The 25,301-nt window shown below is 39.4% G+C and carries 30 protein-coding genes; 26 read left to right on the top strand and 4 right to left on the bottom strand.

The window, feature by feature from the left end; genetic code table 11:
• Positions 1-2: 2 nt before the first annotated feature.
• Positions 3-494, bottom strand: coding sequence for a very short patch repair endonuclease (locus NT010_14385; protein MCX5807225.1), 492 nt, complete (start codon positions 492-494; stop codon positions 3-5).
• A gap of 1,098 nt (positions 495-1,592) precedes the next feature.
• Between NT010_14385 and NT010_14390 the strand changes: the two genes are divergently transcribed.
• Both NT010_14390 and NT010_14395 read left to right on the top strand, forming a co-directional pair.
• The gene (locus NT010_14390; protein ID MCX5807226.1) at positions 1,593-2,174 is read left to right on the top strand and encodes a zeta toxin family protein; all 582 of its coding nucleotides are present in this window, start codon (positions 1,593-1,595) and stop codon (positions 2,172-2,174) included.
• Entirely contained in the window at positions 2,171-2,368 is a 198-nt protein-coding gene (locus NT010_14395) for a hypothetical protein (protein MCX5807227.1), read from the top strand. The genes NT010_14390 and NT010_14395 overlap by 4 nt, the downstream gene beginning before the upstream one ends.
• Before the next feature lie 686 nt (positions 2,369-3,054).
• Here NT010_14395 and NT010_14400 read toward each other — a convergent pair.
• Positions 3,055-3,336 carry a type II toxin-antitoxin system mRNA interferase toxin, RelE/StbE family gene (locus tag NT010_14400; protein MCX5807228.1) on the bottom strand — a complete coding sequence of 94 codons (282 nt, stop codon included), beginning with the start codon at positions 3,334-3,336 and terminating at the stop codon, positions 3,055-3,057.
• A 2-nt stretch (positions 3,337-3,338) separates the two neighbouring features.
• Positions 3,339-3,605, bottom strand: a complete 267-nt coding sequence (locus NT010_14405) for a prevent-host-death protein (protein MCX5807229.1) — start codon at positions 3,603-3,605, stop codon at positions 3,339-3,341.
• A 103-nt stretch (positions 3,606-3,708) separates the two neighbouring features.
• On the opposite strand from NT010_14405, the gene NT010_14410 reads away from it, so the two are divergent.
• From NT010_14410 to NT010_14425, 4 genes are all read left to right on the top strand, one after another.
• The gene (locus NT010_14410; GenBank protein MCX5807230.1) at positions 3,709-3,873 is read left to right on the top strand and encodes a hypothetical protein; all 165 of its coding nucleotides are present in this window, start codon (positions 3,709-3,711) and stop codon (positions 3,871-3,873) included.
• A gap of 83 nt (positions 3,874-3,956) precedes the next feature.
• Complete coding sequence (locus tag NT010_14415) at positions 3,957-4,166, top strand: hypothetical protein (protein ID MCX5807231.1); 210 nt, start codon at positions 3,957-3,959, stop codon at positions 4,164-4,166.
• 16 nt (positions 4,167-4,182) lie between these two features.
• The gene (locus NT010_14420) at positions 4,183-5,187 is read left to right on the top strand and encodes a tRNA-dihydrouridine synthase family protein (GenBank protein ID MCX5807232.1); all 1,005 of its coding nucleotides are present in this window, start codon (positions 4,183-4,185) and stop codon (positions 5,185-5,187) included.
• 226 nt (positions 5,188-5,413) lie between these two features.
• Entirely contained in the window at positions 5,414-6,286 is an 873-nt protein-coding gene (locus tag NT010_14425; GenBank protein MCX5807233.1) for a pirin family protein, read from the top strand.
• Between the two features lie 293 nt (positions 6,287-6,579).
• Here the strand turns inward: NT010_14425 and NT010_14430 are convergent, their stop codons facing one another.
• Positions 6,580-7,242: an EF-hand domain-containing protein gene (locus NT010_14430; GenBank protein MCX5807234.1), complete on the bottom strand. Its 663-nt coding sequence runs from the start codon at positions 7,240-7,242 to the stop codon at positions 6,580-6,582.
• A gap of 469 nt (positions 7,243-7,711) precedes the next feature.
• Between NT010_14430 and NT010_14435 the strand changes: the two genes are divergently transcribed.
• From NT010_14435 to NT010_14530, 20 genes are all read left to right on the top strand, one after another.
• Complete coding sequence (locus NT010_14435) at positions 7,712-8,386, top strand: SagB/ThcOx family dehydrogenase (protein MCX5807235.1); 675 nt, start codon at positions 7,712-7,714, stop codon at positions 8,384-8,386.
• Positions 8,387-8,405: 19 nt separating this feature from the next.
• Entirely contained in the window at positions 8,406-8,531 is a 126-nt protein-coding gene (locus NT010_14440) for a hypothetical protein (protein ID MCX5807236.1), read from the top strand.
• A 237-nt stretch (positions 8,532-8,768) separates the two neighbouring features.
• Complete coding sequence (locus NT010_14445; GenBank protein ID MCX5807237.1) at positions 8,769-9,287, top strand: flagellar basal body-associated FliL family protein; 519 nt, start codon at positions 8,769-8,771, stop codon at positions 9,285-9,287.
• Between the two features lie 9 nt (positions 9,288-9,296).
• Positions 9,297-10,289: a flagellar motor switch protein FliM gene (gene fliM / locus NT010_14450; GenBank protein ID MCX5807238.1), complete on the top strand. Its 993-nt coding sequence runs from the start codon at positions 9,297-9,299 to the stop codon at positions 10,287-10,289.
• 100 nt (positions 10,290-10,389) lie between these two features.
• Positions 10,390-10,698: a flagellar motor switch protein FliN gene (fliN, locus tag NT010_14455; GenBank protein ID MCX5807239.1), complete on the top strand. Its 309-nt coding sequence runs from the start codon at positions 10,390-10,392 to the stop codon at positions 10,696-10,698.
• Positions 10,695-10,970, top strand: a complete 276-nt coding sequence (locus NT010_14460) for a flagellar biosynthetic protein FliO (GenBank protein ID MCX5807240.1) — start codon at positions 10,695-10,697, stop codon at positions 10,968-10,970. The genes fliN and NT010_14460 overlap by 4 nt, the downstream gene beginning before the upstream one ends.
• A gap of 110 nt (positions 10,971-11,080) precedes the next feature.
• A complete protein-coding gene (gene fliP, locus NT010_14465) occupies positions 11,081-11,722 on the top strand; it encodes a flagellar type III secretion system pore protein FliP (protein MCX5807241.1) in 642 nt (213 codons plus the stop codon).
• A gap of 15 nt (positions 11,723-11,737) precedes the next feature.
• Positions 11,738-12,007: a flagellar biosynthesis protein FliQ gene (gene fliQ, locus NT010_14470; protein ID MCX5807242.1), complete on the top strand. Its 270-nt coding sequence runs from the start codon at positions 11,738-11,740 to the stop codon at positions 12,005-12,007.
• Positions 12,004-12,777, top strand: coding sequence for a flagellar biosynthetic protein FliR (gene fliR / locus NT010_14475; protein ID MCX5807243.1), 774 nt, complete (start codon positions 12,004-12,006; stop codon positions 12,775-12,777). The genes fliQ and fliR overlap by 4 nt, the downstream gene beginning before the upstream one ends.
• A 3-nt stretch (positions 12,778-12,780) precedes the next feature.
• Complete coding sequence (gene flhB, locus NT010_14480; GenBank protein ID MCX5807244.1) at positions 12,781-13,845, top strand: flagellar biosynthesis protein FlhB; 1,065 nt, start codon at positions 12,781-12,783, stop codon at positions 13,843-13,845.
• The gene (gene flhA / locus NT010_14485) at positions 13,845-15,905 is read left to right on the top strand and encodes a flagellar biosynthesis protein FlhA (GenBank protein MCX5807245.1); all 2,061 of its coding nucleotides are present in this window, start codon (positions 13,845-13,847) and stop codon (positions 15,903-15,905) included. The genes flhB and flhA overlap by 1 nt, the downstream gene beginning before the upstream one ends.
• Entirely contained in the window at positions 15,895-16,953 is a 1,059-nt protein-coding gene (locus NT010_14490) for a hypothetical protein (protein ID MCX5807246.1), read from the top strand. The genes flhA and NT010_14490 overlap by 11 nt, the downstream gene beginning before the upstream one ends.
• Positions 16,920-17,663: a MinD/ParA family protein gene (locus tag NT010_14495; GenBank protein MCX5807247.1), complete on the top strand. Its 744-nt coding sequence runs from the start codon at positions 16,920-16,922 to the stop codon at positions 17,661-17,663. The genes NT010_14490 and NT010_14495 overlap by 34 nt, the downstream gene beginning before the upstream one ends.
• A 1-nt stretch (position 17,664) precedes the next feature.
• Positions 17,665-18,402 carry a FliA/WhiG family RNA polymerase sigma factor gene (locus NT010_14500; protein MCX5807248.1) on the top strand — a complete coding sequence of 246 codons (738 nt, stop codon included), beginning with the start codon at positions 17,665-17,667 and terminating at the stop codon, positions 18,400-18,402.
• A gap of 49 nt (positions 18,403-18,451) precedes the next feature.
• The gene (locus NT010_14505; protein ID MCX5807249.1) at positions 18,452-19,339 is read left to right on the top strand and encodes an HDOD domain-containing protein; all 888 of its coding nucleotides are present in this window, start codon (positions 18,452-18,454) and stop codon (positions 19,337-19,339) included.
• Positions 19,332-20,393, top strand: a complete 1,062-nt coding sequence (locus tag NT010_14510) for a chemotaxis response regulator protein-glutamate methylesterase (GenBank protein ID MCX5807250.1) — start codon at positions 19,332-19,334, stop codon at positions 20,391-20,393. Before NT010_14505 ends, NT010_14510 begins: the two co-directional genes overlap by 8 nt.
• A gap of 7 nt (positions 20,394-20,400) precedes the next feature.
• Positions 20,401-22,233, top strand: coding sequence for a HEAT repeat domain-containing protein (locus NT010_14515; GenBank protein MCX5807251.1), 1,833 nt, complete (start codon positions 20,401-20,403; stop codon positions 22,231-22,233).
• Between the two features lie 15 nt (positions 22,234-22,248).
• Positions 22,249-23,073: a protein-glutamate O-methyltransferase CheR gene (locus NT010_14520; GenBank protein ID MCX5807252.1), complete on the top strand. Its 825-nt coding sequence runs from the start codon at positions 22,249-22,251 to the stop codon at positions 23,071-23,073.
• Between the two features lie 3 nt (positions 23,074-23,076).
• A complete protein-coding gene (locus tag NT010_14525) occupies positions 23,077-23,448 on the top strand; it encodes a response regulator (protein ID MCX5807253.1) in 372 nt (123 codons plus the stop codon).
• Positions 23,448-25,229, top strand: a complete 1,782-nt coding sequence (locus NT010_14530) for a chemotaxis protein CheA (protein ID MCX5807254.1) — start codon at positions 23,448-23,450, stop codon at positions 25,227-25,229. The genes NT010_14525 and NT010_14530 overlap by 1 nt, the downstream gene beginning before the upstream one ends.
• Positions 25,230-25,301: the final 72 nt, after the last annotated feature.

The raw sequence follows: 25,301 nt of genomic DNA on the forward strand, positions 1-25,301 counted from the left end.
TTCTATGGTTTTCTATCCCCATACTTAGATCGTGTTTCTGCTACCATGAGCATATCTTCATTATTTGCTGTTTGTAACAAAGGATGCAATATACTTTCCTGAAGTTTTAAGGCAAGGTTTTCAAGTGATTTTTCCGTCTCACACTCCCAAACTATGATGACGTTCCATCCAAGAAGCTCAAGGTCTGACTGTTTTTGTCTATCTCGCACAATATTTCCGAAAAATTTCTTCTCCCAGAATTCAGTATTGGTCTTGGGTGTCGTGGCATTTTTACAGCCGGAGTGACGGTGCCAGAAACAACCATGTACAAAAATTACTGTCTTATATTTCGGAAGCATGATATCGGGCTTCCCCGGCAGGTCCTTGCAATGTAATCTGTAACGATACCCCATTAAATGAAGTAAAGATCTGACAACTTTCTCCGGCTTGGTGTCTCCGGATTTTATCCGGCTCATATTCCAACTTCTTTTTTCACGTGTCAGACTGTCAACCATATGCTTTCCCTGAAGGCAAAATATAGCATAAGTTTTTTTGGAGAACAAAGAGTATTGTACATCGAGTTCGCACACCGGCGGGGGAATTGTGTTCTATCGATTCGCAGATGGCGCGCCTGCGCTTGAAGTCAATCTGAAGAGGGATGTGAGTTGGGAGAAGTGGCAACTACCAAAGAATCCTCGGTAGTTCAGGATGAAGGCGGACGAAAAATCCGACAATTCCAACATCCCAAAAGCCCCTTCGGGAGATTGGTTGACACTGTGTCAACCAATCAGCTAATCCGCCGTAAAACTAATACAGACGATGCTTTGTGGATAGGAAGGAACAAACAGGGAATTATGAAAACAAGGCCCCAAAGCGAAGCGCAATTCAATTGTATATTTCGAACAAATAAGAGGGAAGAGTATGTAAAAATCTTATACTTTCTGTGTCCACCAAAACCCTCCTCAGACAATTTGCTGTAACAGTTACAGCAAATCCTCAAATCGCCGCAAAGCTTAGATAGAAGCCATTTAGCACATGGCTGTCCCGCAAACTCGACTTTGTTCTTTTTCCTCTCGCCCACTCCCTGCGGTCGTTCGAGCACGCAGAGATCGCAGAGTTGAAATAACTTTTGCCGGAATTGAGAGAATGATCCATTCCGGCAAAATTGCATACCCTGCGGGTGAATTAATATATTTATCTTTCTCTGTGCACTCTGCGAGAGATATCTTTTTGATCTTTACATCCCGCCTCCCGAAGACCCATTCAAGCAATTTGCCGACACTGTGTCGGCAAATCCATAAATCGCCGCAAAACCAATACAGACAGTGCTTTACTGGATATGGCAGAAAAAACACTGGTTTAATGCAGCTAATGAACAAAAATATATATTGAGCTTTTCATTATGGTAAAATAATATGGATGTGAGGGGCCAGTTTATTAACACGAGATGTCCTTCACCATTTCAATATGTTTAGTAATACAGAAGGGTTAGCCCTTTACAAAGAATATTTTAACAGCCAACTTGCTAAAATGGCTGAATACTTACGAGAAAAAATAATGTGGCACGGGTTATCTAAAATAAGAAGTAGGGAAACTGAAAGGTGACATTATCAATGGACAAGCCAAAACTCTATATTATTGCCGGACCGAACGGTTCCGGAAAAACAACCTTCGTTCAACGCTTCCTCCCCTATTATGCGGACTGTACCAATTTTGTAAACGCAGACTTAATAGCATCAGGTCTGTCTCCGTTTTTACCTGAAATTGCCGCCATTAAGGCAGGCAAGCTTATGATAGATGAGATAGATATATTCAGAAGGCGCCGGGCAGATTTTGCCTTTGAGACAACATTGTCGGGCAAAACATATGTGAAATTACTGAAGGAAATGAAGATGGACGGATATGAGGTTCATATTTTCTTTTTGTGGCTGCGCAATATTGACCTTGCATTAAAAAGAGTAGCTGAACGGGTAGCCATGGGAGGACACAATGTTCCTGTTGGGACTGTGCGCCGTAGGTTTGACAGAGGCCTCCATAACCTGTTTAATTTATATTGTCATTTTGCTGACTCATGGGTTATTTTTGATAATTCAGAATTATTGCCCTGTGTGGTTGCAAAAGAAACGGCTGGAGTACTGACAGTGATTGATGGTAAACTATTTGAAGAAATAAGGGCAAAGGTGGAGACGCCATGAAGGGACAAGCAGTAAATAAAAAATTGTTGAAAGACATGCCTCTTGATATTAGAGCGGAAATGGCCCTGAAAGAGGCTGTGGCTGATGCCATTGCCGAGCACAAGAAACAGGGGCACCCCATTGCCGTGTGGCGCGACGGCAAAACGATTTTGATTCCTCCCGAAGAGATTGATTTATCGAAGACGAATGGCTAAAACAAAGATTATCAGAAAAGACAAAGAACCCGTGTGGTTGTCCTGGATAAAGATAGACTCAATGATGTTTGTCAATCCGTCAAGTTGAGTTCACATACCTGGAGTGCCATAAGATCATCTTGCGATATAATCCAATTTCCACCACAATTGTTGGGTATAGAAAGATAGTGTGGTGGAAAACATAAAAAAAGAATAGATAAATGATACAGACAATCAATTCTTCTTTCTCTCGCCCACTCCCTGCGGTTGTTCGAGCACGCAGAGATCGCAGAGTTGAAATAATATTTTTGTCTTTCTCTGTGCACTCAGCGGACTCTGCGGGAGATATGCTTTTGATCTTTAATTCCCGCCTCCCAAAGACCCATTCAAGCAATTTGCCGACACTGTGTCGGCAAATCCATAAATCGCCGTAAAACCAAGACAGATAATGTTCTGCGAATAAGAAGGAACAAAAAGGAAATTATAAAAACGAGGCACCAAAGCGAAGCATAAGTCAATTGTATATTCCGAACAAAAAAACGAGAAAGGAGTGTAAAAGTTTTCGGAATCTGTCACATCCCGCCATCCCAAAAACCCCATCGGGAGATTCGTTGACACTGTGTCAACCAAGCAGCTAATCCGCTGTAAAACCAATACAGAAGCCATTCAGCACATATCATTCTAAATTATAGGACAGATTATCTTTTTCATTTTTTTCCGTATAACTCGTCGTGGCTTCCCACATCGAGGAATATAATTTCCTTTTCTGTTATCATAAGCGTCAGGGTAATACGATATTTGTATGTAAGGCTGGCAGCCCAGAGACCTTCGAGCTTCCCGGTAAGAGGATGCAATTGAAGAGCCGGTTGAAAGGGGTCTTCTGACAGGTCTGTGACAAGTTTTGTAAAGCGCCCTTTGAGATCCGGGTGCTTTTTAAAGAACTTCCCTGCCTGTCGAAGAAACTGATCTGTTGCCTGAATAACATACATGGTCAGTCTTCCTTTTCAATTGCTTTGAGCAGATCTTCAGCGTCTTTGAATGTTTGTATGCGTTTGGCCTTCACGTCCTGTAGTGAAGCGCGGACCCGTGCGACATATGCGGAACTCTGCTCTTCAACGAGTTCGCTATAGAGCTTTTCCGAAAGAATTACATATTGAGGCTTATTGTTCTTAATAACATATACCGGGCCTTCTTCGATCTTTTCGTCCACCGCTTTCATGCCCCGTCTCTTTATCTCCTGTGCTGCAACAGTATTCATGACGATACCTCCTGAAGTACTTAATATGGTGCTTAAATTATAGTATATATCAGTCCTGTTTGCAACCAACTTTTCACGATGTGAGGATGTGAGGGGTCAGGCAATGACTCAGAACAAAGATGAAGGCGGACGAAAAATCAGACAATCCCGCCGCTCCAAAAGCCCCTTCGGGAGATTGGTTGACACTGTGTCAACCAATCAGCTAATCCGCTGTAGAACCAATACAGACAATGCTTTGCTGGCTATGACAGAAAATACACTGGTTTGATGCAGCTAATGAACAAAATTATGCATTAAACTTTCTTATTATGATAAAACAATATGCAGCCAGGCAGGAGCAATGGAGGTACAGTGATAACAAAACAAAAGCAAAAAGAGGTTATAAGCGTTAAACAGTTTGTGACGGACAAAAAAGGACAGAAGGTAGCGGCTATTGTGGATATAAAAGAGCTTGACAGAGTTAAGACCATGCTTGAAGACCTTTATGATTTAAAAACTATTGAAGACAGGATTGCAGAACCCTCAGAAGACTACGAAAATTACAGCTCCTTGAGATTGTGAGAAATGGCTTTTGACTATGACTATGCAGCAAATTGAAATTCAGAATCTTCGGATTAATCCGCCCTTGTTTCTGGCCCCGATGGCAGGCCTTACACACAGCGCATTCCGGCAGATTTTATCCGGCTTTGGCGGAGTCGGACTCTTATCAACGGAGATGCTCTCGGCAAAAAGACTGCCCACGGAAAACCCCGGGATTTCTCCCTGTCTTATCAGGACTGCTCTGGAAAAACCGCTTTCCTATCAACTCCTGATTTCCACGGACAGAGATATTCCACCGGCTATAGATGCGCTTCACAGGTTTCAGGCGGATGCTATTGATCTGAACATGGGATGTCCGGCCCGCTCTGTCGGAAATTATGGTGCGGGCTTTGCACTTATGGAACATCCGGATAATGCCCGTCGTATCCTGGCCGAAGCAAGGAAAAGGACGCTCCTGCCCCTTACCGCAAAAATCAGACTCGGTGATGAACTCGATGATAAGAAATTGAAGTCATTCTGTACTATTCTCGAAGATGGAGGCATAGATATGCTCTCGGTTCATGCCCGGTTTAAGAAGGAGTCTTTTGCCAGAAGACCGCGATGGGAGTTGATTGCCAGAATAAAGGAATGGCTCAGAATTCCTGTTGTTGCTAACGGCGGAATCTTCTCTGTCCAGGATGCTCGTGATTGCCTGCGAGTCTCCAACGCCGACGGTCTGATGATTGGCCGCGGAGCGGTGATCAAGCCGTGGCTTTTTGCTGAGATTGCCCGTGACCTTTACGGGTGCAGCATCGCGAAACCGGCAGTATCTCTTCCTGTGATTTACAGCAGCTATCTGGACCTTGTCAATGAGCTTTTCCGACCGGAAAGACGGCTGGGCAGGCTTAAGGAATTTACTTATTATTTTGCTAAAAATTATAAATTCGGGCATCAGTTAAGTTCCTGTATTCAGAACAGTAAAAGTATGGATGAAGCCTGTGAAAGGGCCGGCATTTTCTTTGAGCAGGACGCGGGACATCCTTCAGTACTTCAATATACTTAATAAACCGGAAGTGGTAGCCACTGATAAAGTACAGATTGATATCCAACCTTCTGAAATGGTTGAATATTTGATAGAGAAAATGGTATGACAGGATTATGATAACAGAACTTAAAGGGTTAAGGGGACGAGTTATGTCAGGCCGTGTTTTCCAGCATGAAGGAATGCTGGTTGTTTTAACAGCGGGATAAGCAGAATAGACCTACATTCAAAGATAAGGAGGGTAATGATGGAAAAAATCAGAAAAATCCGGAAAGTGATGGAGAGTAAGCCTGCTGTTGAGGGGGCGGGAGTTCATCTGAGACGGGCCTTTGGCTCAAGCGAAGTTCCAGATTTTGATCCATTTCTTATGCTTGACGATTTTCGTTCGGATGACCCGCGTCATTACCTGAAAGGTTTCCCCTGGCATCCGCATCGCGGAATCGAAACAATTACATATGTTCTTTACGGTAGTGTCGAGCATGGTGACAGCATGGGAAATACAGGTGTAATTGCCGGCGGTGATGTTCAGTGGATGACCGCAGGCAGCGGTATTATCCATCAGGAGATGCCTAAAGGAGATAAGTCGGGACGGATGGGCGGTTTCCAGCTATGGGCAAACCTTCCGGCATCCCACAAAATGATGGAGCCCCGTTACCGCGGGCTGACAAATGATGAGATACCTGAAATTTCCACTGAGAATGAAGTTAAAATACGGATTATTTGCGGTGAAGCCGGGGGCACAAAGGGGCCTGTTACCGATATAGTTACTGATCCTGAATATCTGGATGTGACTATCCCGAGCCATTCAACTTTTACGCGGCAAACCAGGGCGGGCCACACAGTCCTTGCCTATGTCATTGAAGGAGAAGGTTATTTCGACACGAAAAGAGAAATCGCAACAGGCAACAACAACCTCGTTGTCTTCGATGACGGCGATCAGGTAGATATATCCACTAAGGCGCAAAAGGTACGATTTCTGCTTATCTCAGGGAAACCGATAGGCGAGCCGGTTGCCTGGTACGGACCGATAGTGATGAACACCCAGGAGGAATTACAGACTGCCTTTGACGAGTATCGCGCCGGTACGTTCATCAAGCACGGTTTCCGCCACTCCAAATAACCCTTCAGGGAATTTTCCGAAACATTTTCGGAAAATCCATGAACAGCCGTAAAGCCAATATGGACAATGGTTTGTGAGCGGGACAGAAATATAAATAAAAATTATCCGATGACCCTCAAATTTAATTCATACTTATCTTTCTCACAGATTAACAATGAAAGATCACAAAGTTTATGCAGGGGCTGCGGATTCACCTCATCAGATACACTGCCGGATTCTTTTTTTATAGGGAGAAAGATCTGCCCTTCTTTGGGCAGTCATTGAATTTCTTTCTCCCCATGTCTTCTTTATGGCTACACTATGCCCAATATACCGCCAGTTGCTCCTGCCGCTGAAGACTTTGCAGCATATTTCAAGATTTGCATAAAGGCTGACCCTGCCAATGAAATAATAGAGCTTGAATTGTCGGTGCTTCCGCTCGTACAATTCGTAGCGTCGGGAGGCAATGGAGGCAGACCATTCGGGCCGCCGGGGTCTTTCGCAATAAACTCCGATTGACTGATTGAACCATCTTTATTTGTATCGAGTTTGGAGTAAAGTTCATCAGCCTGAGTCACTGTCATATTGGAAGGTCTGCTAATTTCAAACTCTGTCTTGCTCAGAGTGCCATCTCCGTTAATATCTATTTTTTTGAATATCTCTTCTCCTGACAGACGACCTGTAGAGCCGGTGCTATTCGCGCCTGCGGCGCCGGCAATCGACTCATTCAGTGCATTCAAAAGGCTGACAAAAGACGATGTGCTGTCACTGTCAGAGCCCATAATAGGGTTTGCAGATGATGAACGACTTAGTGCCGAAGACAGCTCGCTCTTGCTTATAGAACCATCCCCATTGGTGTCAAACAAACTGAAAACGTTGTTTGTGGATGCACTTCTACTCGTGCCGGTGCTCTTTGATGCCTGCAGCAATTGCCATAGATAATCGGAACTCGATGCTCCGCTTACGGCGTTAATCAAATTAGCCTCCTTGTTTATGTGAGGTTGTTCCTCGCTCCCTCCTTATGAGCGATAGAATAACTTATATTATATAAAGCAATGTATATGCCATGGACCAGCATAGTCAATATCTTTAATGATATCAGCAGTTAACGTATTTCAGAGCGGGTATGATGGGCAGCAGAAATGAGGAAAAAATTTCTCAAAGCGGAAAAATGTTCCGTCAGGCAGACCGAAAATAAGTCTACTCTTTAGCGTGTAACATGCCGGGAATTGTGTAGAGACTATTTTAAAAAGAAGCAACGATATGCGCCCCATAAAAATAACAAAAATTAGCAAATTAGGGTCAGGTTTTTGAAATATAAGTTTTATTTTGCTATATTCTCTATATGGTATGTCCTCTGCGTTTAGAAATCCTGGCGCTCTATACAGAAAAATACCGGGAATTTAGATGCCATATCCGAACAGACACAAGAAAGGAGGATTTACAATGGGAAGACAATCATTGAGAATCATTTGCTGTGTGGCAGGAGTTCTTTTTTGTGTTTCGAGCCTTGTATTGGCGCAGGACATCAAACCGATTTTTCTGCCCCAACCCAGAATAGAGGGGGGCAAGCCACTAATGCTGGCATTAAAGGACAGATGTTCAACAAAGGCATATAGTACACAACCAATTCCCATGGAGATGCTTTCGGATCTCTTGTGGGCAGCCTATGGTATCAATCGTACGAATTTAGAAAAGCGCACAGCGCCTTCGGCAGGCAATAGCCATAACATTGATGTTTATGTCTTGATGTCACAAGGCGCGTACCTTTACAATGCAAAGGCTCACAGTCTGGTTCCTGTCCTGGCAGAGGATCTGCGACACTTATCGCCAGGGCCGCAGCAATATGCTAAAGAGGCACCGCTCCATTTGCTCTACGTGGCAGACTATGCCAGGATGAAAGGGTTCCCCGATCGTCAAAAGCAGATCTTTTTTTCTGCCTGCAACACGGGGCCAATTTACCAGAATGTTTATTTATACTGCGCCTCTGCGGGATTGGGATCAGTTGTCCGGGCAAGCATGGATGCTCCTGCTTTACATAAAAAGCTGAAATTAAGAGACGATCAGGAAATAATGCTCAACCAGCTTGTTGGTTATCCAAAGAATGCCGGGCTGAAGTAAAATTTTGTGAGCAGGTAAAATGGACAATACCATAACCGCAACAATCCTTGAAAGTATGAGTGACGGTGTGCTTGTTATAGGCTTCAATGGCCGCATTGTTTTTTGCTGCAATCGTTGCATTATTACCAGGGGAATTTTGGCGTAAAAATGGAGAAAAGGCAGCTTTTTGTATATGTCAAATAGATGACATGTATGTATTTCTTTCCAACGTTAAAACTGTTTCGAATGATCCAGGAATTGTCAAAACATGCTGCAACGCACATTAAAATCAATAGCTATATAGCTGTAACATTCCGTTATTGTTTATAACTCATAACTGGTCATTTGCCGCTGTTCCCTTTGGCATGTATATTGCTTTTGCAGAATGTTAAAGGAGGGATCTATGGAAGAAGAAGAAATGCAAAAAGAAGAAGAACCTGTTGAGGAGCCGCAAGAGAAAAAAAAAGGGAAATTCAGGATAATTCTATTGATTGCTTTTCTGGCATTGAGTGTTTGTGCAGCCGGAGCATATTTCTTTTTTGGAGATAAGATAATGCAGAAGTATTTTGATAAGCAAGAAGGAATGGCTGAGCATAAAACACAAAAAAAGGAAAAATTAGTTGGTCCCATTTTGTCTTTTGAACCCTTTCTTTTTAATATATCGGGCAGCAGTTCAAGATTTGCAAAAGTCTCCATAGGAATCGAACTAAAAGACGCCAAAGTTCTTGAAGAGGCAAAAAAGATGGTGCCCATAGCAAGAGACAAGGTGCTTTCAGTCTTGAGCACAAAAGGACCTGAGATGCTTATGGATGTTAAAAATAGAAATACTATTAAACAGGAATTATATACTGCCATGAAAGTCATGTTTAAAGATCCGGATGACTTAACGGCAATATATATCACTGATATTATCATCCAGTGAGGGGAGCAAATGGAACAGATACTGTCGCAGGAAGAAATAGATGCCTTGATGAGTGGATTGTCGGAAGGAGACATAGAACTTCCGATTGAAACTGAAGCTGCAGCTGCAGTTGAAACTGAGCAAAAAATTGAAGCCAAACCATTTGATTTCCATCAGTATTCAAAAGGCAAAAAAGAAAATTTGCCTGCATTGCAATTTATATACGACAGATTTGCTAAATCTTTAAGGTCAGCGTTGTCCCTTTTCATCGAGAAGGATGTCGAACTTGAGCAGAGTCCTATCCAGTATATTGAATACAGAGAGTTCATTAAAACATTACCGCTCCCTACAAACATGAACATTATTGTTACAGAAAATCTGAAAGGTTTTTTTATAGTAATTTTTGATGCAAAGCTGATTTTTTCAGTGCTTGAAACTATATTCGGAAATTCTAACGTATCAACTACAAGGGTAGAAGGAAGGGAATTTACGAAGATTGAGATTGGCGTTATAAAGAAAATAGTAGGCATTGTTTCTGTTGAAATGGAAAAAGCATGGACTCCTGTTTATGAGATAAAATGCAAATATTCCAGATCAGAAATGAACCCTAACTATATTACCATGGTGTCACCGGAGGAAACAGTAAGCCTTTGTGAATTTTCAGTAGAGGTCGGAGATATCACAAGCTGGATCAAGATATGCATTCCTTACGGTATTCTTGAAACCATTAAAGGCTATCTGATCTCGACTCCTTCCCGTGAAGATATGGATATGAGGGAAAAATGGCTCAAAAAATTAAGGGCAAAGATTTCGGATGTGCCACTTGAGATTAAAGCTATCCTTGGAAAGAAGAAAATGAATCTCGAAGATTTCTTAAAGGTTACTGAAGACAACATAATAATGGTGGACAAATGTGTAGATGACCCGGTCGATGTTCTGATAAACGATAAAGTAAAATTTAAAGGTAAATTGGGTATTTCAAAGGGAAGTAAGGCAGTTATGGTAGAAGGAGCAGTAAATTGAAAGAACAAAAGAACTATAGACAGAAAATAGATTTAAGCACGAATGCTGTCAGTCTTAAGACAGTATATTTTTTGATACCTGAAATAAGATGGGAGGCAAGATGGAAGAAATCTTAATAGAAAATCAGACAGGCAATGCGAAGAAATTTGAGTTGAACATGGATAGCCTTCTGGATGTACCGGTTGAAATCTCTGTTGAAATAGGAAGAACGAAGATGGCTATCGGGGAACTTCTTTCGCTTTCAAAAGGATCCATTATCGAATTAAATAAGGTTGCAGGTGAATCTGTGGATATTTATGTTAACGGGAAGCTTCTCGGCAAGGGTGAGATTGTTGTCGTGAACGAACGTTTAGGTGTGAGGATTATGGATATTGTTACACCTAAAGAAAGGGTTCAAAAGCTTGCATGATGGATGCCTATCTTAACGTTATCAAAGTTGTTTTTGTTCTTCTGGGGATTATCTCCGGCATGGCGCTGCTGTATAGATATGCAGGAAAATTTAAGCTCAATCTGAAGCCTGGTAAATCTGAGTATAATCTCAAAAAGCAGGATTCAATCTACCTGGGATACAAAAAGTATGTTTCAGTAGTAGAAGTTAATGAGCATGTTTTGGTTATCGGTGTTGGAGATAAAGACCTGACCCTTCTTGCAAAATGGAAAAAGGCGGATAAAAGCGCATGAAAATTTTATTGATCGGCATTATTATTATTTCCCTGTTTCTCGTACCTGTTCTTGCTCATGCAAAGACAAATGCTCAAAACAAAACCCAGGAAAAAGGCAACCTGCTTGGCATGTTTGTTACAAGTGAGGGTAACAAGAATCTTATCAGTATTGTAATCGTTCTTACAGTATTAGCCTTTGCCCCGGCAATTCTTTTACTGATGAGTTCTTTTACAAGAATTATTATTGTTTTGTCTCTTCTAAGGCAGGCAATCGGAATACCGCAACTTCCTCCCAATCAGATCATTATAGGACTTTCACTGTTTTTAACTTTTTTTATTATGGCGCCGACTTACGAAAAAGTCCATACGAACGCACTATCTCCATATATGAATAATCAAATAGGTTTTGAAGAATTTCTTACGAGTGCATCAAAAGAGATGAGTATTTTTATGTTTAAATATACAAAAGAGAAAGATTTAGCGCTCTTTATGGGTGTTGCAGGATTAAACAAGCCAAAAACCCAGGGAGAAATCCCTATACGGGTACTTGTTCCGGCATTTGCGATAAGCGAACTGAAAAGGGCTTTTCAGATAGGGTTCCTTCTGTATATTCCATTTCTTGTTATTGATATGGTGGTGGCAAGCGTTCTTTTAGCTGCCGGAATGATGATGCTGCCGCCGATATTTATTTCCCTGCCCTTCAAGCTCATGCTTTTTGTGCTTGTAGACGGGTGGAATTTACTCGTGGGTTCATTGATTAAAAGTTTTTGACAGGAGGAAAAAAATATGGGCCAGGATGTTATAGTTCAAATCTTCAGAGATGTTCTTAAAACAACGCTTATAGTAATGGCGCCGGCATTACTTGCTTCAATTGTTGTCGGTCTTCTGATCAGTATTTTTCAGGCAGCGACACAAATACATGAAATGACGCTCGTTTTTGTTCCTAAAATACTTGTTATAGCGGCATGCCTGATGGTCCTGTTCCCATGGATGATAAATGTCCTGACAACATATACCATCACTCTTTTTTCAAACATACCGGTTTACGTTAAATGATGCCTGTTGATTTTAATATAAGCAGTCAAAAGTTCATTCTGATATTTTTCAGGGTAGCCTCTATTCTGTGGCTTATACCGTTGTTTTCTACAAGATCTGTATCTATTTCGTTTAAAGCAGTATTGTCTTTATCAATATCCTTTTTACTCTATGACCTTGTGAGCGTAAATAACACTTTTGGCAGCGATCCATATTATATGTTATTGCTGGTTCTTAAAGAAATATTTGTCGGGCTGACAATCAGTCTTTTTGTTAGAATTCTCTTCTCAATAGTGTATGCATCTGGAGAGGTCTCGGCTCTTCAGACAGGATTCGGTTTTGCCCGTTTTATGGATCCTGTCAGTATGACGCAGGTGTCAGTATTGGAGCAATTTCTTAATATACTTACAGTCATTATTTTTTTTGCTATTGATGCTCACCACATTGTTATTAAAGGTATATTCCTCAGTTTTAAGGAACTTCCTCCCGGTTCAATTGTACTTAATAATTCTCTGCTGCATCATATCAACAATCTTATTGGCAAGATATTTTCAATAGGGTTAAGGATAGGCGCGCCATTAATTGTAACACTTTTTATTGTTGATCTGGCCCTTGGCTTACTTTCAAGGATGATTCCTCAGATAAATATATTTGTCGAAGCCATGCCCATGAAGATATTGATAACATTTACTATACTTTCTTTTTCATTGGGTATTATGACTACCTCTATAGCCAACATTTTCAGGGCTATGGACATGGATATTTTAAAAATAATGAGACTGATGGTGTAATGTATGGCCGATTCCTTTCAGGAAAAGACAGAACAGCCGACTGAAAAGCGTCTTGAAGATGCGAGAAAGAAGGGACAGGTTGCCCAGTCAAAGGAGTTGTTTTCATGTTTTACTGTTCTGTTCACTGCTATCTTTTTGTACTATTCGGTGTCTCACGGCTTTAACGAGATGTACAAAGTGTATATGAATTATGTGACTAATATCAATCTCGACGTAAATGTATCTACTATTTACGAGATATTATCTTTCAGTATGTTTAAATGGCTGTGGCTTGTCCTGCCGATATTCGCACTGCTTTGTGCAATTGCTTTATTGGGGAGTGTTTTACAATCCGGTTTTATGTGGAACTCTGAGTCGATTAAGTTTGATTTTGAAAAACTCGACCCTGCTGCCGGAATAAAAAAATTGTTTTCGAAAAGATCTGCTGTTGAGATTCTGAAATCTCTTTTAAAGATCATTGTGCTTGTATATATTTCGTACTCAATAATTACTAAGGAATTACCGGATTTGATCTCTCTTCCTTTCAAAGACATAGAAACGATAATAGAATACCTTGGGAAAACGTCTTTCCGCTTAGCCTTAAAGGTTAGCATAATTCTGTCGTTTATCGCCGGACTTGATTTCCTGTTTCAAAAGTGGCAGCACAATAAAGAGCTGATGATGACGCAACAGGAGGTGAAGGAGGAGTATAAGGACAGAGAGGGTAATCCTCTTATTAAATCGAGGATCAGGAGCCTCCAAAGGGAAATGTCCAGGAGGAGAATGATTGAGGATGTAAAAAACGCCGATGTAATTGTTACAAACCCGACAACTTTTGCAGTAGCGCTTAAGTATAATCCGAAAGAGATGCCTGCACCGAAAGTAGTGGCAAAAGGTGCAGGATTTATTGCACAAAGAATTAAAGAAGTAGCCTTGCAGCATAGTGTTCCATTGAGAGAAAACAAGCCGCTTGCCCAGGCTCTGTTCTATTCCGTTAAGGTTGGCAGCAGTATACCGGAAAAATTTTATTTGATTGTAGCTGAGTTGCTTGCCCAGGTATATAAAAAGAAAAACAGGATATTACTATGATGAAGAGTAATTTCATCAGACAGGTACAAGAGAAAAGCGATGTAGTAATTGCGGTAAGCATTGTTTTCGTTATCCTTATCATGATTATTCCGTTGAACAGCTTTTTCATAGATATATTTTTAACGTTAAGCATATCATTATCTTTGCTTATCCTTTTTATAGGCATGTATCTGCATAGACCACTCGATTTTTCCGTTTTCCCCTCTATTTTACTAATAACAACTCTTTTTAGACTTTCTTTGAATATAGCATCTACAAGATTAATCCTTGTCCATGGCGACGAGGGCTCGCATGCGGCAGGTCGTGTTATTCAAGCGTTCGGTACGTTTATTGTCGGCGGAAATTACATTGTCGGTGCAGTTGTCTTCCTTATACTTGTAATTATTAACTTTGTCGTTATAACAAAAGGTGCGGGAAGGGTTGCCGAAGTAGCTGCAAGATTCACCCTTGATGCGATGCCGGGCAAACAGATGAGCATAGATGCCGATCTGAATGCCGGTCTCATGAATGACATAGAAGCAAGGCAAAGAAGGGAAAGGGTTGAACTTGAAGCCGATTTTTATGGAGCAATGGATGGTGCAAGTAAATTTGTAAGAGGCGATGCGATTGCCGGTATTATTATAATTTTTGTAAACATAATAGGCGGATTGATAATTGGAGTTGCTCAAAAAGGTATGTCTTTTGACGATGCACTATCGGTTTATACCATAATGACTATTGGTGATGGTCTGGTAAGCCAGATACCGGCGCTTTTGACTTCAACTGCTGCCGGTATTATTGTTACAAGGGCTGCCAGCGATTCTAACCTTGGAAGGGACGTTGTCGACCAGATGTTAACCCAGCCGAAGGCAATGACCCTTGCATCCATTGTAATATTTTCTCTTGGCATGGTACCGGGAATTCCCATGATGCCCTTTTTAATTCTTTCTTCTTGTACTTTCGGTATGGGCTACATGATGAAAAAGCAGAAACAGGAAGATGAAGAAGTTATTCCTGAACAGGAGCCAGCAGAAGAGGAAAAAATGGAGATTATCCAGCCTCTTGAAATTCTTGAATTAGAGATAGGTTATGGACTCATACCTATAGTAGATGCCGAACAGGGCGGAGAACTTCTTGGCAAGATAAGAGCAATGAGAAAACAAATAGCTTTCGAGCTCGGTATAATGGTTCCGCCGATGAAGCTCAGGGATAATCTTCAGTTAAAGGCAAGTGAATACCTTATCCTTTTAAAAGGCATCGAAGTAGGCAGGGGTGAATTGCTTCTCGGGCATGTTCTGGCTATGGGGCCCGAGGAGAAACATAATATTGTTGATGGAATAACTACAAAAGAACCTGTATTTAATCTTGATGCAATATGGGTTAAGGAAAAAGACAGAGAAAAATGTGTTGCCGAGGGTTTTACGGTTGTAGACCATCCAACAGTCATTGCAACACATTTAACAGAAATAGTACGAAATAATGCTCACGACCTTATGACAAGACAAGAGACGCAAAAGCTTGTAGAAACCATATCATCCACACACCAGAAAGTTGTAGAGGAACTATCGCAGACCCAGATCAACATAGGTATTATTCAAAAAGTTTTGCAGAATCTTCTCAGAGAACAGGTGTCAATAAGAGACCTCGTAACGATACTTGAAGCCATTGCTGACGCATCTTCCAGTGTGAGGGACCCGGACCTGATAACAGAATATGTCAGACAACGTATGTCCAGGAACATTTTAAAGCCATATCTTTCAGAAGGAATATTGAATATCCTGATTTTCGAGAAGTCACTTGAAGAAAAAATTATTAATAGTGTGCAGCCATCTGATCAGGGAGGACTATTTGCTTTTGACCTTGCATTCAGTCAAAGATTAATTGAAAAAATAGGAGATGAGGCGAAAAAGGCGATGCTCAAGAATATACAGCCTATTTTGCTTGTCCATCCTGTTGCAAGGGGGAAATTAAGAAGATTCCTTGAAAGGTATATCCACGGTATTGCAGTAATTTCACATAATGAAATTCCACCGCAGATAAGAATACAAACAAGCGGGGTTATAAAGCTTAATGAAAGTTAAAACGTATGTTTTTGAAGATATAAAAGATGGAATAGAGCGGATTAAAGAAGAATATGGTGCAGACACCATAATTCTGGATATTAAAAATACCAGTCAAAACGCAAGAAAAAGTTGTGAAATATCGATTGGATTGAATGATGATTCTGAAATCCAGACAGATACGACAGAAGTCGTCAGGAAAAAGACTGAAGAAATATGGAGTTATACCACAAAATTTATAAGTGAGAAGATTATTGATTTAGAACTGGAAATAGTAAGGGACAGAGTAAAACAATACCCTTTACCTCTAAAAGTTTTTTTTGAAAAGATGAGGAAAAATGGATTTGATATCCATCTTGCTGTTTCAATGATTTCTGAAATTTACGGTGAGATAGGTATGCTTGCAAATGATATTGCAAAGGCTAATTACTTTTTTAGGGGTGCGCTTGCAAGAAGAATAAAAATACACGACATTGTCAATTCAAATGAACATATTTTAATGCTGGGACCCACGGGTGCAGGAAAAACACAAACGGCAAAAAAATTTTCAAAATTGCTTTCAAGCATGGGAAGAGATATCGCTGTATTGGCATATGACCCTGCGAGAAAAGGGTTTTTGGATGAACATGCATTTTTTTCAGAAACTAACGGTATACCGTTTTCTTTTGCAGCAAGCGAAGAAGATCTTTTTTCAAAAATTACAAAAGACAGGACAAGAAAAATTATTGATATTTCAGGACATGTTGATTTGCAGAAAAGGATTGCAGCAAGATTAAAAGATATAGGAAAGATAATTCTTTTACCGGCAGGTGCGAGGGATGAAAAAATAAGGAACTACTGCAATGGATTTAATGATTCGAATATTGCTGGACTTATTTTTACAAAAATTGATGAGGAAGAGACGCTCGGACATATCTGCCACAATCTCATTCTTCTGGAACGGCCGATCTGCTGCTTCACAACGGGCATGGATGTTGGTGATATTTTAGTGCCGAATTATGAAACGTTTTATAAAATACTACTAGAGGGAAATATATGGAAAACAGGCGAAAGAAGATTATTGCAGTAACTAGCGGAAAAGGCGGAGTCGGCAAATCATCTATAGTTTCAAATATGGCTTATATACTTGGGTCAAACAGTGAATCGACGTACATTCTTGACGCTGACCTTTCGCTTGGGAATATAGATATCATGTTTGGTGTAGTTCCTAAATTTAATATAAAAGATTTGATCGAAGGGAAAAAAACTATCGGAGAAATTGTAGTTGAAGGTCCGGGCGGTGTCAGGTTTATCCCCGGTACATCCGGTGTTAGTGAGTTTTCCAGTCTTACTGCAGAAGAAAAAAATATATTATTTTCCTCTTTCCGGGAATTACCCGAATATGATTTCCTGATCGTTGACACCTCTGCCGGTATATCTTCCAATGTTATCTATTTTAATTCAATCAGCGACGATATTTTTATTGTGGTTACACCTGATCCGGCGAGCATTACCGATTCATATGCTGTAATTAAAGTTTTATATAAAAAAACAGGCAGAAAAGATTTTAACATTATAGTAAATATGGCAAAAGACGAGAAGGAAGGCCTTGAGATATACAAAAAACTTCTCTCTGTGACAGATAAATTTTTAGATGTTTACCTTGATTTTACCGGCTATATCCCAATGGACAAAAATATCAATATGGCTACAAGAAAACAGAAATTATGGGTTAAATATTTCCCTGATACGCAGGCAACAAAAGCTCTTTTAAAAATCTGCAATAGGTTGGTATCCTGATATGTGGAAAAGGGCATATGCTCAAAACATAGAAGATGAAAGGGAAAGAATTGTTGAAGAATTCATTCCTATTATTAAACATCTTGCTTACAAGGTTTCCAAAGGTTTTGAAGAAAAAAATATGATAGAAGACCTTATATCTGCCGGTATCGTAGGGCTGCTTGAAGCAATAGATAAGTATGATACAAAAAGGGGAGCAAAATTAAATACATTTGCTTATCTCAGGATAAGAGGTGCGATGATAGACGAACTCCGATCAAGAGACTGGTTCCCGAGAAGTGCAAGGTCTAAGGCAAAAAAGATAGAAGAAGTCATAAGGAAGCTTGAAAACAGGCTTGGTAGATATCCCAAGGAAGAAGAAATAGCTGAGGAAATGCATATAGATTTTGAAGATTATTTGTCATTGATGAAAGACTATAAAAATCTTTCTATTCTAAGTATAGAAGATTTGCATGAATCAATCGGAGAAGACAGAGAAAAAATCATCAGTTATGTAACGGATGAAAGCGATGACCCGGAAAAATATGCAGAGTTTCACGAATTGGAAGAGATGCTTGCAAAAGAGATAGAAAGGCTTCCCGAAAAACAAAAGATTGTTCTCAGCCTTTATTATCATGAAGATATGAATATGAAAGAAATTGCCAGGACACTATCAATTACCGAAGCAAGGGTTTGCCAGATTCATTCACAGGCCATAATTTCATTAAGATCAATCTTGAAAAAACGGATTCACAACTAAAGTTTGATCTGTGTTGTTCGATAACTAACAAAAGAGAAATGGTTTTTATATGGATAACGATTATATCCTCAATAAGTTAAGAAGAATTGAATTGTTGCCAACTTTTCCAAATATTGTAAGGGAGGTTTTGGGCATCATTGAAGATCCTATGAGTTCTGCTTCCGATCTTGCAAGACATCTGGACCCATCTATGGTGGGAGAGATATTAAGGATAGCAAACAGCGCTTATTTTGGTACGAGAAATTTCAGAAATATTGCTACGATAGAACATGCAATAGCGGTAATAGGCTATAAACAGCTTTCGCATATTATCCTTCAGATGCCCTTTATCTCTATGATAGGTGGAGATGATAAGGGATTTGACAGGAACAAATTTATCAGACATTCCATAATCTGCGGTGCAATAACTGACGGAATAAGCTCGGTAACTTTTCTTGGAAACCCGAATGAGGCTTATATAAGCGGCGTAATGCATGATATAGGAGTAATTATATTATACCGATATTTTAAAGAACAATGGGATAGCATATTGACTTTAATCTCCGATAAAAAGCTGTCCAGACTTGAAGCGGAAAAAGAAGTGTTATCAGTTAATCATGGATATGTCGGTGCAAAGCTTTTGGAAATGTGGAATATACCTAAGCCGATAACAGACAGTGTTATGTTTCATCATAATCCCGAAGAGTCAGAAGAAAACATGGAAAATGTAGCGGTTACTTTTCTTGGAAACATTTTTTCGAAAAAAATTGATTTTAAAAATGATCTGATCAGTTTTGCTGATTTTATGGCAATCCATAGAGATTTTATCGAACAAATTACCAGGTTCAGACAGAACATTTCTTCAAATTATGAGATTAGAATTTTCAGGAAAATCTATGATGCGTTGAAAAATGTGAATAATTACATAGAAGAGGTAGTTGGGAAAGACAATGATTAAAGTTCTTGTAGTGGACGATTCGGTTTTCATGAGAAATGCAATATCGAGGATGCTCGAGAAAGATGATGATATTCATGTAGTAGGTACTGCAAGGAATGGTCAGGAAGCCATTGAAAAAGTTGATGCTTTAAGGCCAGATGTGGTAACGCTTGACATTGAGATGCCTGTAATGAACGGCATTGAGGCCCTTAAGCATATTATTGCCAAACATGGGCTGCCTGTTATTATGTTTAGTGCACTCACAAAAGAAGGCGCTGAAATCACAATGGAAGCCTTACAAATAGGGGCTTCTGACTTTATTACAAAGGATTTTTCAAATGTTTCGCTCAATATTTCCACAAGAGAGAACGAACTGATTAATAAAGTAAAGAGCGTTGCTAAAAATAGAGTTATGATTTTGATTAAAAAGCTCGACCAGATGCGAAAGCCTGTTGCTATGCATGCTGATAATATCGATCATAATACCAGCCACAGTGCCAATAATCATGGTAAATGTAAGATACTTGCCATAGGTGCATCTACTGGTGGACCGCCTGCACTTCAGCATATTCTTACATGTTTTCCCAAAGATTTTCCTGTACCGATAATTATTGCTCAGCACATGCCTAAATTGTTTACTCAGTCTTTTGCTCAGAGGCTGGACAAGGCTTCTCAGATAATGGTGAAGGAAGCAGAAAATGGAGAAATGTTAAAGCCCGGTATTGCACTGATTGCACCTGGCGATACACATATGGGTATTAAAAGAAAAGGGAATGATGTGGTTGTCGAGCTTATAAACGATATTAAATATACATTCCGACCCTCTGTTGACCTTCTTATGAGTTCCACTGCTAATGTGTACGGGTCTCATTCCCTTGCCATTATTTTAACAGGTATGGGAAATGACGGGCTGGTCGGAATAAAGGAAATAAAGTCAAAAAACGGTTACGTTATTGTCCAGGATGAAGATACATGTGTTGTTTATGGAATGCCCAGGGCTGTTGTAAATGCAAATATGGCTGATGCGGTATTGCCGATTAATAAGATACCGGAAGAAATTATTAAAGTTCTGTGAGGGGGAAATGGTTGAAGCTAAAGTTAAAAGGGTAAGCGAAAAAAAATTATCAAAACTGCTCGATTTATTGAAAGATGGCGATAGTTTTGAGAGAGAGAAGGCAATGGAGAGCCTGCTTGCTTTTCCAAACAAAAATGTAGTTGAGCGAGTAGCTCTTTTGTTGCAAAGAAGTGAAACCAACGTACGCATGGTTGTTTTGGAGATATTGAAAAAAATCGGGTATTGTAGTCTTGGAACAATCACCGGTCTGCTTGATGATGAAAATGAGGATATAAGGGTATATGCATGTGAAATACTGGGCGATATGAATGATAAACGTGCCATCCCTTATTTGATTAAAAAACTTTCCGGTGATAACGAAAACGTAAGGAACGCTGCTTGCATTGCCCTGGGAGAGATTAATGACGAAGAAGCTGTTGATGCGCTTCTGGGTGCGCTAAAAGACAGCGAATGGATAAAATTTTCAGCTATAAACAGTCTTGGGAAAATAGGAAGTGAACGAGCCATTAAACCTCTTCTTGGTGTGTTTGAAAATGACGAAGAAGAGGTGTCTCTTGTTGCTTGTGAGGTCCTTGTGGATATTGGAGGCGAAGAGATACTGGATAAAATTCTTGGTATTCTGAAGAAATGGAATAAAAAGAAAAGAGGCGAATATATAAAAATTATCCTTGAAAAGGAAAATGAGTATATCTTTCAAACTTTAAAAGAAAAAATAGGTGATGAATTATTTGAGCATCTTTTGAGCGTTATCGAATCTGAGGATATAAAGTCGCTTAATAATTTAAAATTATTAGCAAATTTTAAAAATACCATTACTTGTGAGACAATTCTTAAGTCTTTTAAAGGCATAGATCCCAATGAAGAGGACTATTATGAAAGGCTGTTGCTTTTTGCATCGTTGAAAGAGATATGGGAAGACAATGTTGAAGGGTTTATGAATAAGGATGAGGATTATTTACTGCCCTTAATAAAGGCCAGCGGAATGGAGAATGTAAAGATTGCTGAAAATGTAATGTTTAGTAAATATCTTGAATCATCTATAGATGTAAAAAGAGAGATTGTTAAAAATATTCCTGCAATTATCAGCGGTAAGGGGCTTTCGATAATAAAGGAAGCCACTAAAGATACTGACGGCCATATAATAGGCGATGCTATGACGGTTATCAGCGGCATGATGTTGACAGAAATGAAAGATGAAATAATTAATGTAGTAAAAAAAGGATTTTTTGACGTGAGAGTAAAAGCTTTGAGGGCATTGAAAAGAATTGATCTGGATAATGCAATTGAGATTATAAAACAATTTGTAGACAATGGCTCAAGTGAAGACAAGAAGTTATACCTGTCAATTGCATCTATGCTGAACAGCGAACAAAACTTCCCTTTTCTTGAACAACTTTTGCATGATCTGGATGAGAACATAAAAAAGATGACTGTAAGCGTAATGGGTAATTTTTTGGATGATGAAAGATATATGGTTCTTCTTACGGGACTTTTAATGGGTGAAAATATTCCACATGAAGTTTTGAAGATTATAAAAGACAGGAAATTGAATCTCTTTCAGGATAGACTGGTAGACATTTTTATAAACAACAACAATGGCTTATGGACGAGATATTATGCCTTATTGGCACTCGGTGCTTTTGAAATCCCGTCTTTATTCAATGTGTTTCTGCAGGGTCTTAACGATAAAGAAAACCTGATAAAGATCGGGAGTTTGAAAGCTCTTTCCGATCTTAACGATGAAAGGGCGCTTCCTTATATAAAACCTTTTACGCAAAGTCAGGATGAAGATATAAGGTCTACCGCAGAATATGCGGTGGAAAGGTTTGAAACCTTTTAAAAGGAAAGGTGCATAATGACGAGAGAAGAGTTTTTACAACTGAGAGATTACATATATGAAAAAACGGGCATCTTTTTTGCGGAAAATAAAACATATCTCTTGGAAAGTAGACTTACAAACAGATTGAGCGAGCTTGGATTTGGCGCGTTTGAAGATTACTACTATTTTTTAAAGTATGGAGGAGAAAAAGCAAGCAATGAGATGAGCAATCTCTATGATGTAGTTACTACAAATGAGACAAGTTTTTTCAGAAATCCTCCTCAATTGGATGCTTTCAAAGTCATAATACAGAAGAACTATTTAAACGGAACCCCGATAAATTCGCCCTTAAAAATATGGAGTGCGGCATGTTCAACAGGAGAGGAACCGTATACACTTGCAATAATGTTAATGGAACTGATAGAAGCTACAAAGAAGAACATTCCCTTTATGATATACGCAACGGATATAAGCGTTAAGGTGCTGGAAGCGGCTAAAAAAGCTGTTTTTGGACCATACAGTGTGAGAAATATGAACGATTCTATAAGGAAAAAGTATTTTATTGAAGAAAAAGGTTCGCACATATTGAAGGATAGCGTGAAAAAGAATGTAAGATTCGACTATATGAATCTGGTTGATGCAGATTCATATAGAAAGTACAGATATATGGATGTAATTTTTTGTCGTAATGTCCTTATTTACTTTGACGAGAAGGTAAAGAAAAAGGTTATTGATTCTATGTATGAGTCGTTGAAACCAGGTGGATTTTTAACCATAGGCCATGCCGAATCACTCCACAACCTGTCGAGGGCGTTTAAACCTTTAATGTTCCCTGGCTCAATTGCTTATCAGAGAGGATAGATTATGAAAAAAATATTAATTGTTGATGATTCGCCAACCATCAGAAAGTTGATTAATTTTATTTTGAGGAAAAAGAATTATTTGATTACGGAGGCGGAGGACGGTATGGATGCTATGGAAAAGCTGATTGATGCAAAAGTGGATTTAGTTATAGCAGATCTGAATATGCCCAATATGGATGGTATAGAACTGGCTAAAAGCCTGCGGAATAACTATTACCATCTTGATACGCCCATAATAATGCTTACCACTACCAAAGATGAAAATTTAAGGAAAGGTGCTTTTGAGGCAGGGGTTAATTTATTTCTTAATAAGCCCATACAGCCAAATATTTTACTATACAAAGTAAAAAGTCTTTTAGAAGGGGGAGAATAATGGCAGACCAATCTTTAGAAAATGATGAAATGCGTGAAATTATAAACGATTTTATTGTAGAGTCAAGTGAATTGATAGAAAACGTGATTCAGGATATTGTTACAATTGAAGAAAACCATGATGATGAAGTTGTGAATGGCATTTTCAGGGCTGTACATACTATTAAAGGAACTTCAAGCTTTTTAGGCTTTGCAGCGCTTGCCGGCCTTGCTCATAAGGGTGAAGATCTGCTTGGCATGGTAAGAAAGGGAGAAATTAAAATCAACAAAGAAATAGCGGATGTGCTGCTTGAAGCTTTAGACTTGATGAAGTCTATGATAGAAAACATAAAGTATAAGGGTGTTGATGAAGGAGATGTATCATCGATCATAACAGAATTGGAACGTCTAAGTAAGGTAGAGAAGAAAATGCTCGGTGAAATTCTTGTTGAGGAAAATGTTCTCACAAAAAACGAGCTCGAAGTAGTTCTTGAAAAACAAAAGGTTGATCAGAGCAAGAAGCTTGGTGAAATCGTCGTTGAGGAAAAGCTTATTACTGAAGGTCAATTGAACAGTATTTTAACAAAACAGAAGACACAGCATAGAGATGACCAGACAGTCAGAATAGATGTTAAGAAACTGGATGAATTAATGAATCTGGTCGGAGAACTTGTCCTTGGGAAAAACAGGCTTATAATGGTGAAGAGTCTCGCAAAGAGAGGTTCAGAAAGTAATAATGTAATGGATAATCTCGAGGAAGTGTCTAATTACATAGAAGTTATTACAAACGACTTGCAGCTTTCCATTATGAAGGCAAGACTGGTTCCTATGAGTAAAGTATTCAATAAAGTTCCCAGAATGGTAAGAGACCTGTGCAGTGAATTCAAAAAGGATATTGGGTTGAAAATAAGTGGTGAAGAAACGGAGCTTGACAGGTCATTAATAGAATCATTGCACGATCCTTTGATACACATAATCAGAAACTCTGTTGATCATGGTGTTGAAACGCCTGAAGAACGCAGACATGCCGGTAAGGAAGAAAAGGGACAGCTTTCGATAAGTGCATATAATGAAGGAAATCATGTAATTATTGAGATTTTTGATGATGGTAAAGGAATAAACATACAGGCCGTAAAGGAAAAGGTAAAAGAAAAAGGACTCATGGGTGAGTCTGAGTTAAATAATCTTACCGACAAAGAGGTTATGAATCTTGTCTTTATCCCAGGTCTCAGTACTGCAAAAAAATTAAGCAGCGTCTCAGGCAGAGGCGTTGGTATGGATGTTGTGAAAACAAATATTGAGAAAATGAATGGTCAGGTATATATAGACTCAGAGCAGGGCAAATGGACAAGACTGATAATTAAACTACCGCTTACCCTTGCGATAATGAGAGCTTTGATTGTAAAAATTGCAGAAGAATTTTACGCTATCCCCTTAAGCAACGTAATTGAGCTTGTCAAGTTAAAAGAAGGGTTGACAAAATCGGTCGATAAGAATGAGGTATTAATGCTCAGGGATATTATTGTCCCCATTCTGGATATGTCAAAGGTATTTTTATCGGAGAATAATAATGGACATGGCGGTTATCTTGTAATCTGCAGGATCGGCGATAGAACCATAGGTGTTAAAGTCCAGTCTGTTATTGGACAAGAAGAAGTGGTCATTAAACCTCTCGGGGAATTTATGGGAAATATAAACGGTGTTGGCGGGGCAACCATAAGAGGCGACGGCAAGGTTATATTGATTCTGGACATACCTGCAATGATAAACAACAGTGGTTTGCAGGGCATGCTTAGAAAGTGAACATAAAACGTTTGGATTAAGAGTATTTTTTATATTTATGACTGAGTTTCTTTGTTATTATAGTTAGCGTGT

It is taken from the genome of Pseudomonadota bacterium (genome assembly GCA_026388275.1).
In the GTDB taxonomy this organism is placed as follows: Bacteria; Desulfobacterota; Syntrophorhabdia; order Syntrophorhabdales; family Syntrophorhabdaceae; genus JAPLKB01.

What these genes read in the sequence shown, in the direction of transcription:
- NT010_14385 (MCX5807225.1), bottom strand. Translation starts at nt 494, where the DNA reads ATGGTTGACAGTCTGACACGTGAAAAAAGAAGTTGGAATATGAGCCGG.
- NT010_14390 (MCX5807226.1), top strand. Translation starts at nt 1,593, where the DNA reads ATGGACAAGCCAAAACTCTATATTATTGCCGGACCGAACGGTTCCGGA.
- NT010_14395 (MCX5807227.1), top strand. Translation starts at nt 2,171, where the DNA reads ATGAAGGGACAAGCAGTAAATAAAAAATTGTTGAAAGACATGCCTCTT.
- NT010_14400 (MCX5807228.1), bottom strand. Translation starts at nt 3,336, where the DNA reads ATGTATGTTATTCAGGCAACAGATCAGTTTCTTCGACAGGCAGGGAAG.
- NT010_14405 (MCX5807229.1), bottom strand. Translation starts at nt 3,605, where the DNA reads ATGAATACTGTTGCAGCACAGGAGATAAAGAGACGGGGCATGAAAGCG.
- NT010_14410 (MCX5807230.1), top strand. Translation starts at nt 3,709, where the DNA reads ATGACTCAGAACAAAGATGAAGGCGGACGAAAAATCAGACAATCCCGC.
- NT010_14420 (MCX5807232.1), top strand. Translation starts at nt 4,183, where the DNA reads ATGACTATGCAGCAAATTGAAATTCAGAATCTTCGGATTAATCCGCCC.
- NT010_14425 (MCX5807233.1), top strand. Translation starts at nt 5,414, where the DNA reads ATGGAAAAAATCAGAAAAATCCGGAAAGTGATGGAGAGTAAGCCTGCT.
- NT010_14435 (MCX5807235.1), top strand. Translation starts at nt 7,712, where the DNA reads ATGGGAAGACAATCATTGAGAATCATTTGCTGTGTGGCAGGAGTTCTT.
- NT010_14440 (MCX5807236.1), top strand. Translation starts at nt 8,406, where the DNA reads ATGGACAATACCATAACCGCAACAATCCTTGAAAGTATGAGTGACGGT.
- NT010_14445 (MCX5807237.1), top strand. Translation starts at nt 8,769, where the DNA reads ATGGAAGAAGAAGAAATGCAAAAAGAAGAAGAACCTGTTGAGGAGCCG.
- fliM (MCX5807238.1), top strand. Translation starts at nt 9,297, where the DNA reads ATGGAACAGATACTGTCGCAGGAAGAAATAGATGCCTTGATGAGTGGA.
- fliN (MCX5807239.1), top strand. Translation starts at nt 10,390, where the DNA reads ATGGAAGAAATCTTAATAGAAAATCAGACAGGCAATGCGAAGAAATTT.
- NT010_14460 (MCX5807240.1), top strand. Translation starts at nt 10,695, where the DNA reads ATGATGGATGCCTATCTTAACGTTATCAAAGTTGTTTTTGTTCTTCTG.
- fliP (MCX5807241.1), top strand. Translation starts at nt 11,081, where the DNA reads ATGTTTGTTACAAGTGAGGGTAACAAGAATCTTATCAGTATTGTAATC.
- fliQ (MCX5807242.1), top strand. Translation starts at nt 11,738, where the DNA reads ATGGGCCAGGATGTTATAGTTCAAATCTTCAGAGATGTTCTTAAAACA.
- fliR (MCX5807243.1), top strand. Translation starts at nt 12,004, where the DNA reads ATGATGCCTGTTGATTTTAATATAAGCAGTCAAAAGTTCATTCTGATA.
- flhB (MCX5807244.1), top strand. Translation starts at nt 12,781, where the DNA reads ATGGCCGATTCCTTTCAGGAAAAGACAGAACAGCCGACTGAAAAGCGT.
- flhA (MCX5807245.1), top strand. Translation starts at nt 13,845, where the DNA reads ATGAAGAGTAATTTCATCAGACAGGTACAAGAGAAAAGCGATGTAGTA.
- NT010_14490 (MCX5807246.1), top strand. Translation starts at nt 15,895, where the DNA reads ATGAAAGTTAAAACGTATGTTTTTGAAGATATAAAAGATGGAATAGAG.
- NT010_14495 (MCX5807247.1), top strand. Translation starts at nt 16,920, where the DNA reads ATGGAAAACAGGCGAAAGAAGATTATTGCAGTAACTAGCGGAAAAGGC.
- NT010_14500 (MCX5807248.1), top strand. Translation starts at nt 17,665, where the DNA reads ATGTGGAAAAGGGCATATGCTCAAAACATAGAAGATGAAAGGGAAAGA.
- NT010_14505 (MCX5807249.1), top strand. Translation starts at nt 18,452, where the DNA reads ATGGATAACGATTATATCCTCAATAAGTTAAGAAGAATTGAATTGTTG.
- NT010_14510 (MCX5807250.1), top strand. Translation starts at nt 19,332, where the DNA reads ATGATTAAAGTTCTTGTAGTGGACGATTCGGTTTTCATGAGAAATGCA.
- NT010_14515 (MCX5807251.1), top strand. Translation starts at nt 20,401, where the DNA reads ATGGTTGAAGCTAAAGTTAAAAGGGTAAGCGAAAAAAAATTATCAAAA.
- NT010_14520 (MCX5807252.1), top strand. Translation starts at nt 22,249, where the DNA reads ATGACGAGAGAAGAGTTTTTACAACTGAGAGATTACATATATGAAAAA.
- NT010_14525 (MCX5807253.1), top strand. Translation starts at nt 23,077, where the DNA reads ATGAAAAAAATATTAATTGTTGATGATTCGCCAACCATCAGAAAGTTG.
- NT010_14530 (MCX5807254.1), top strand. Translation starts at nt 23,448, where the DNA reads ATGGCAGACCAATCTTTAGAAAATGATGAAATGCGTGAAATTATAAAC.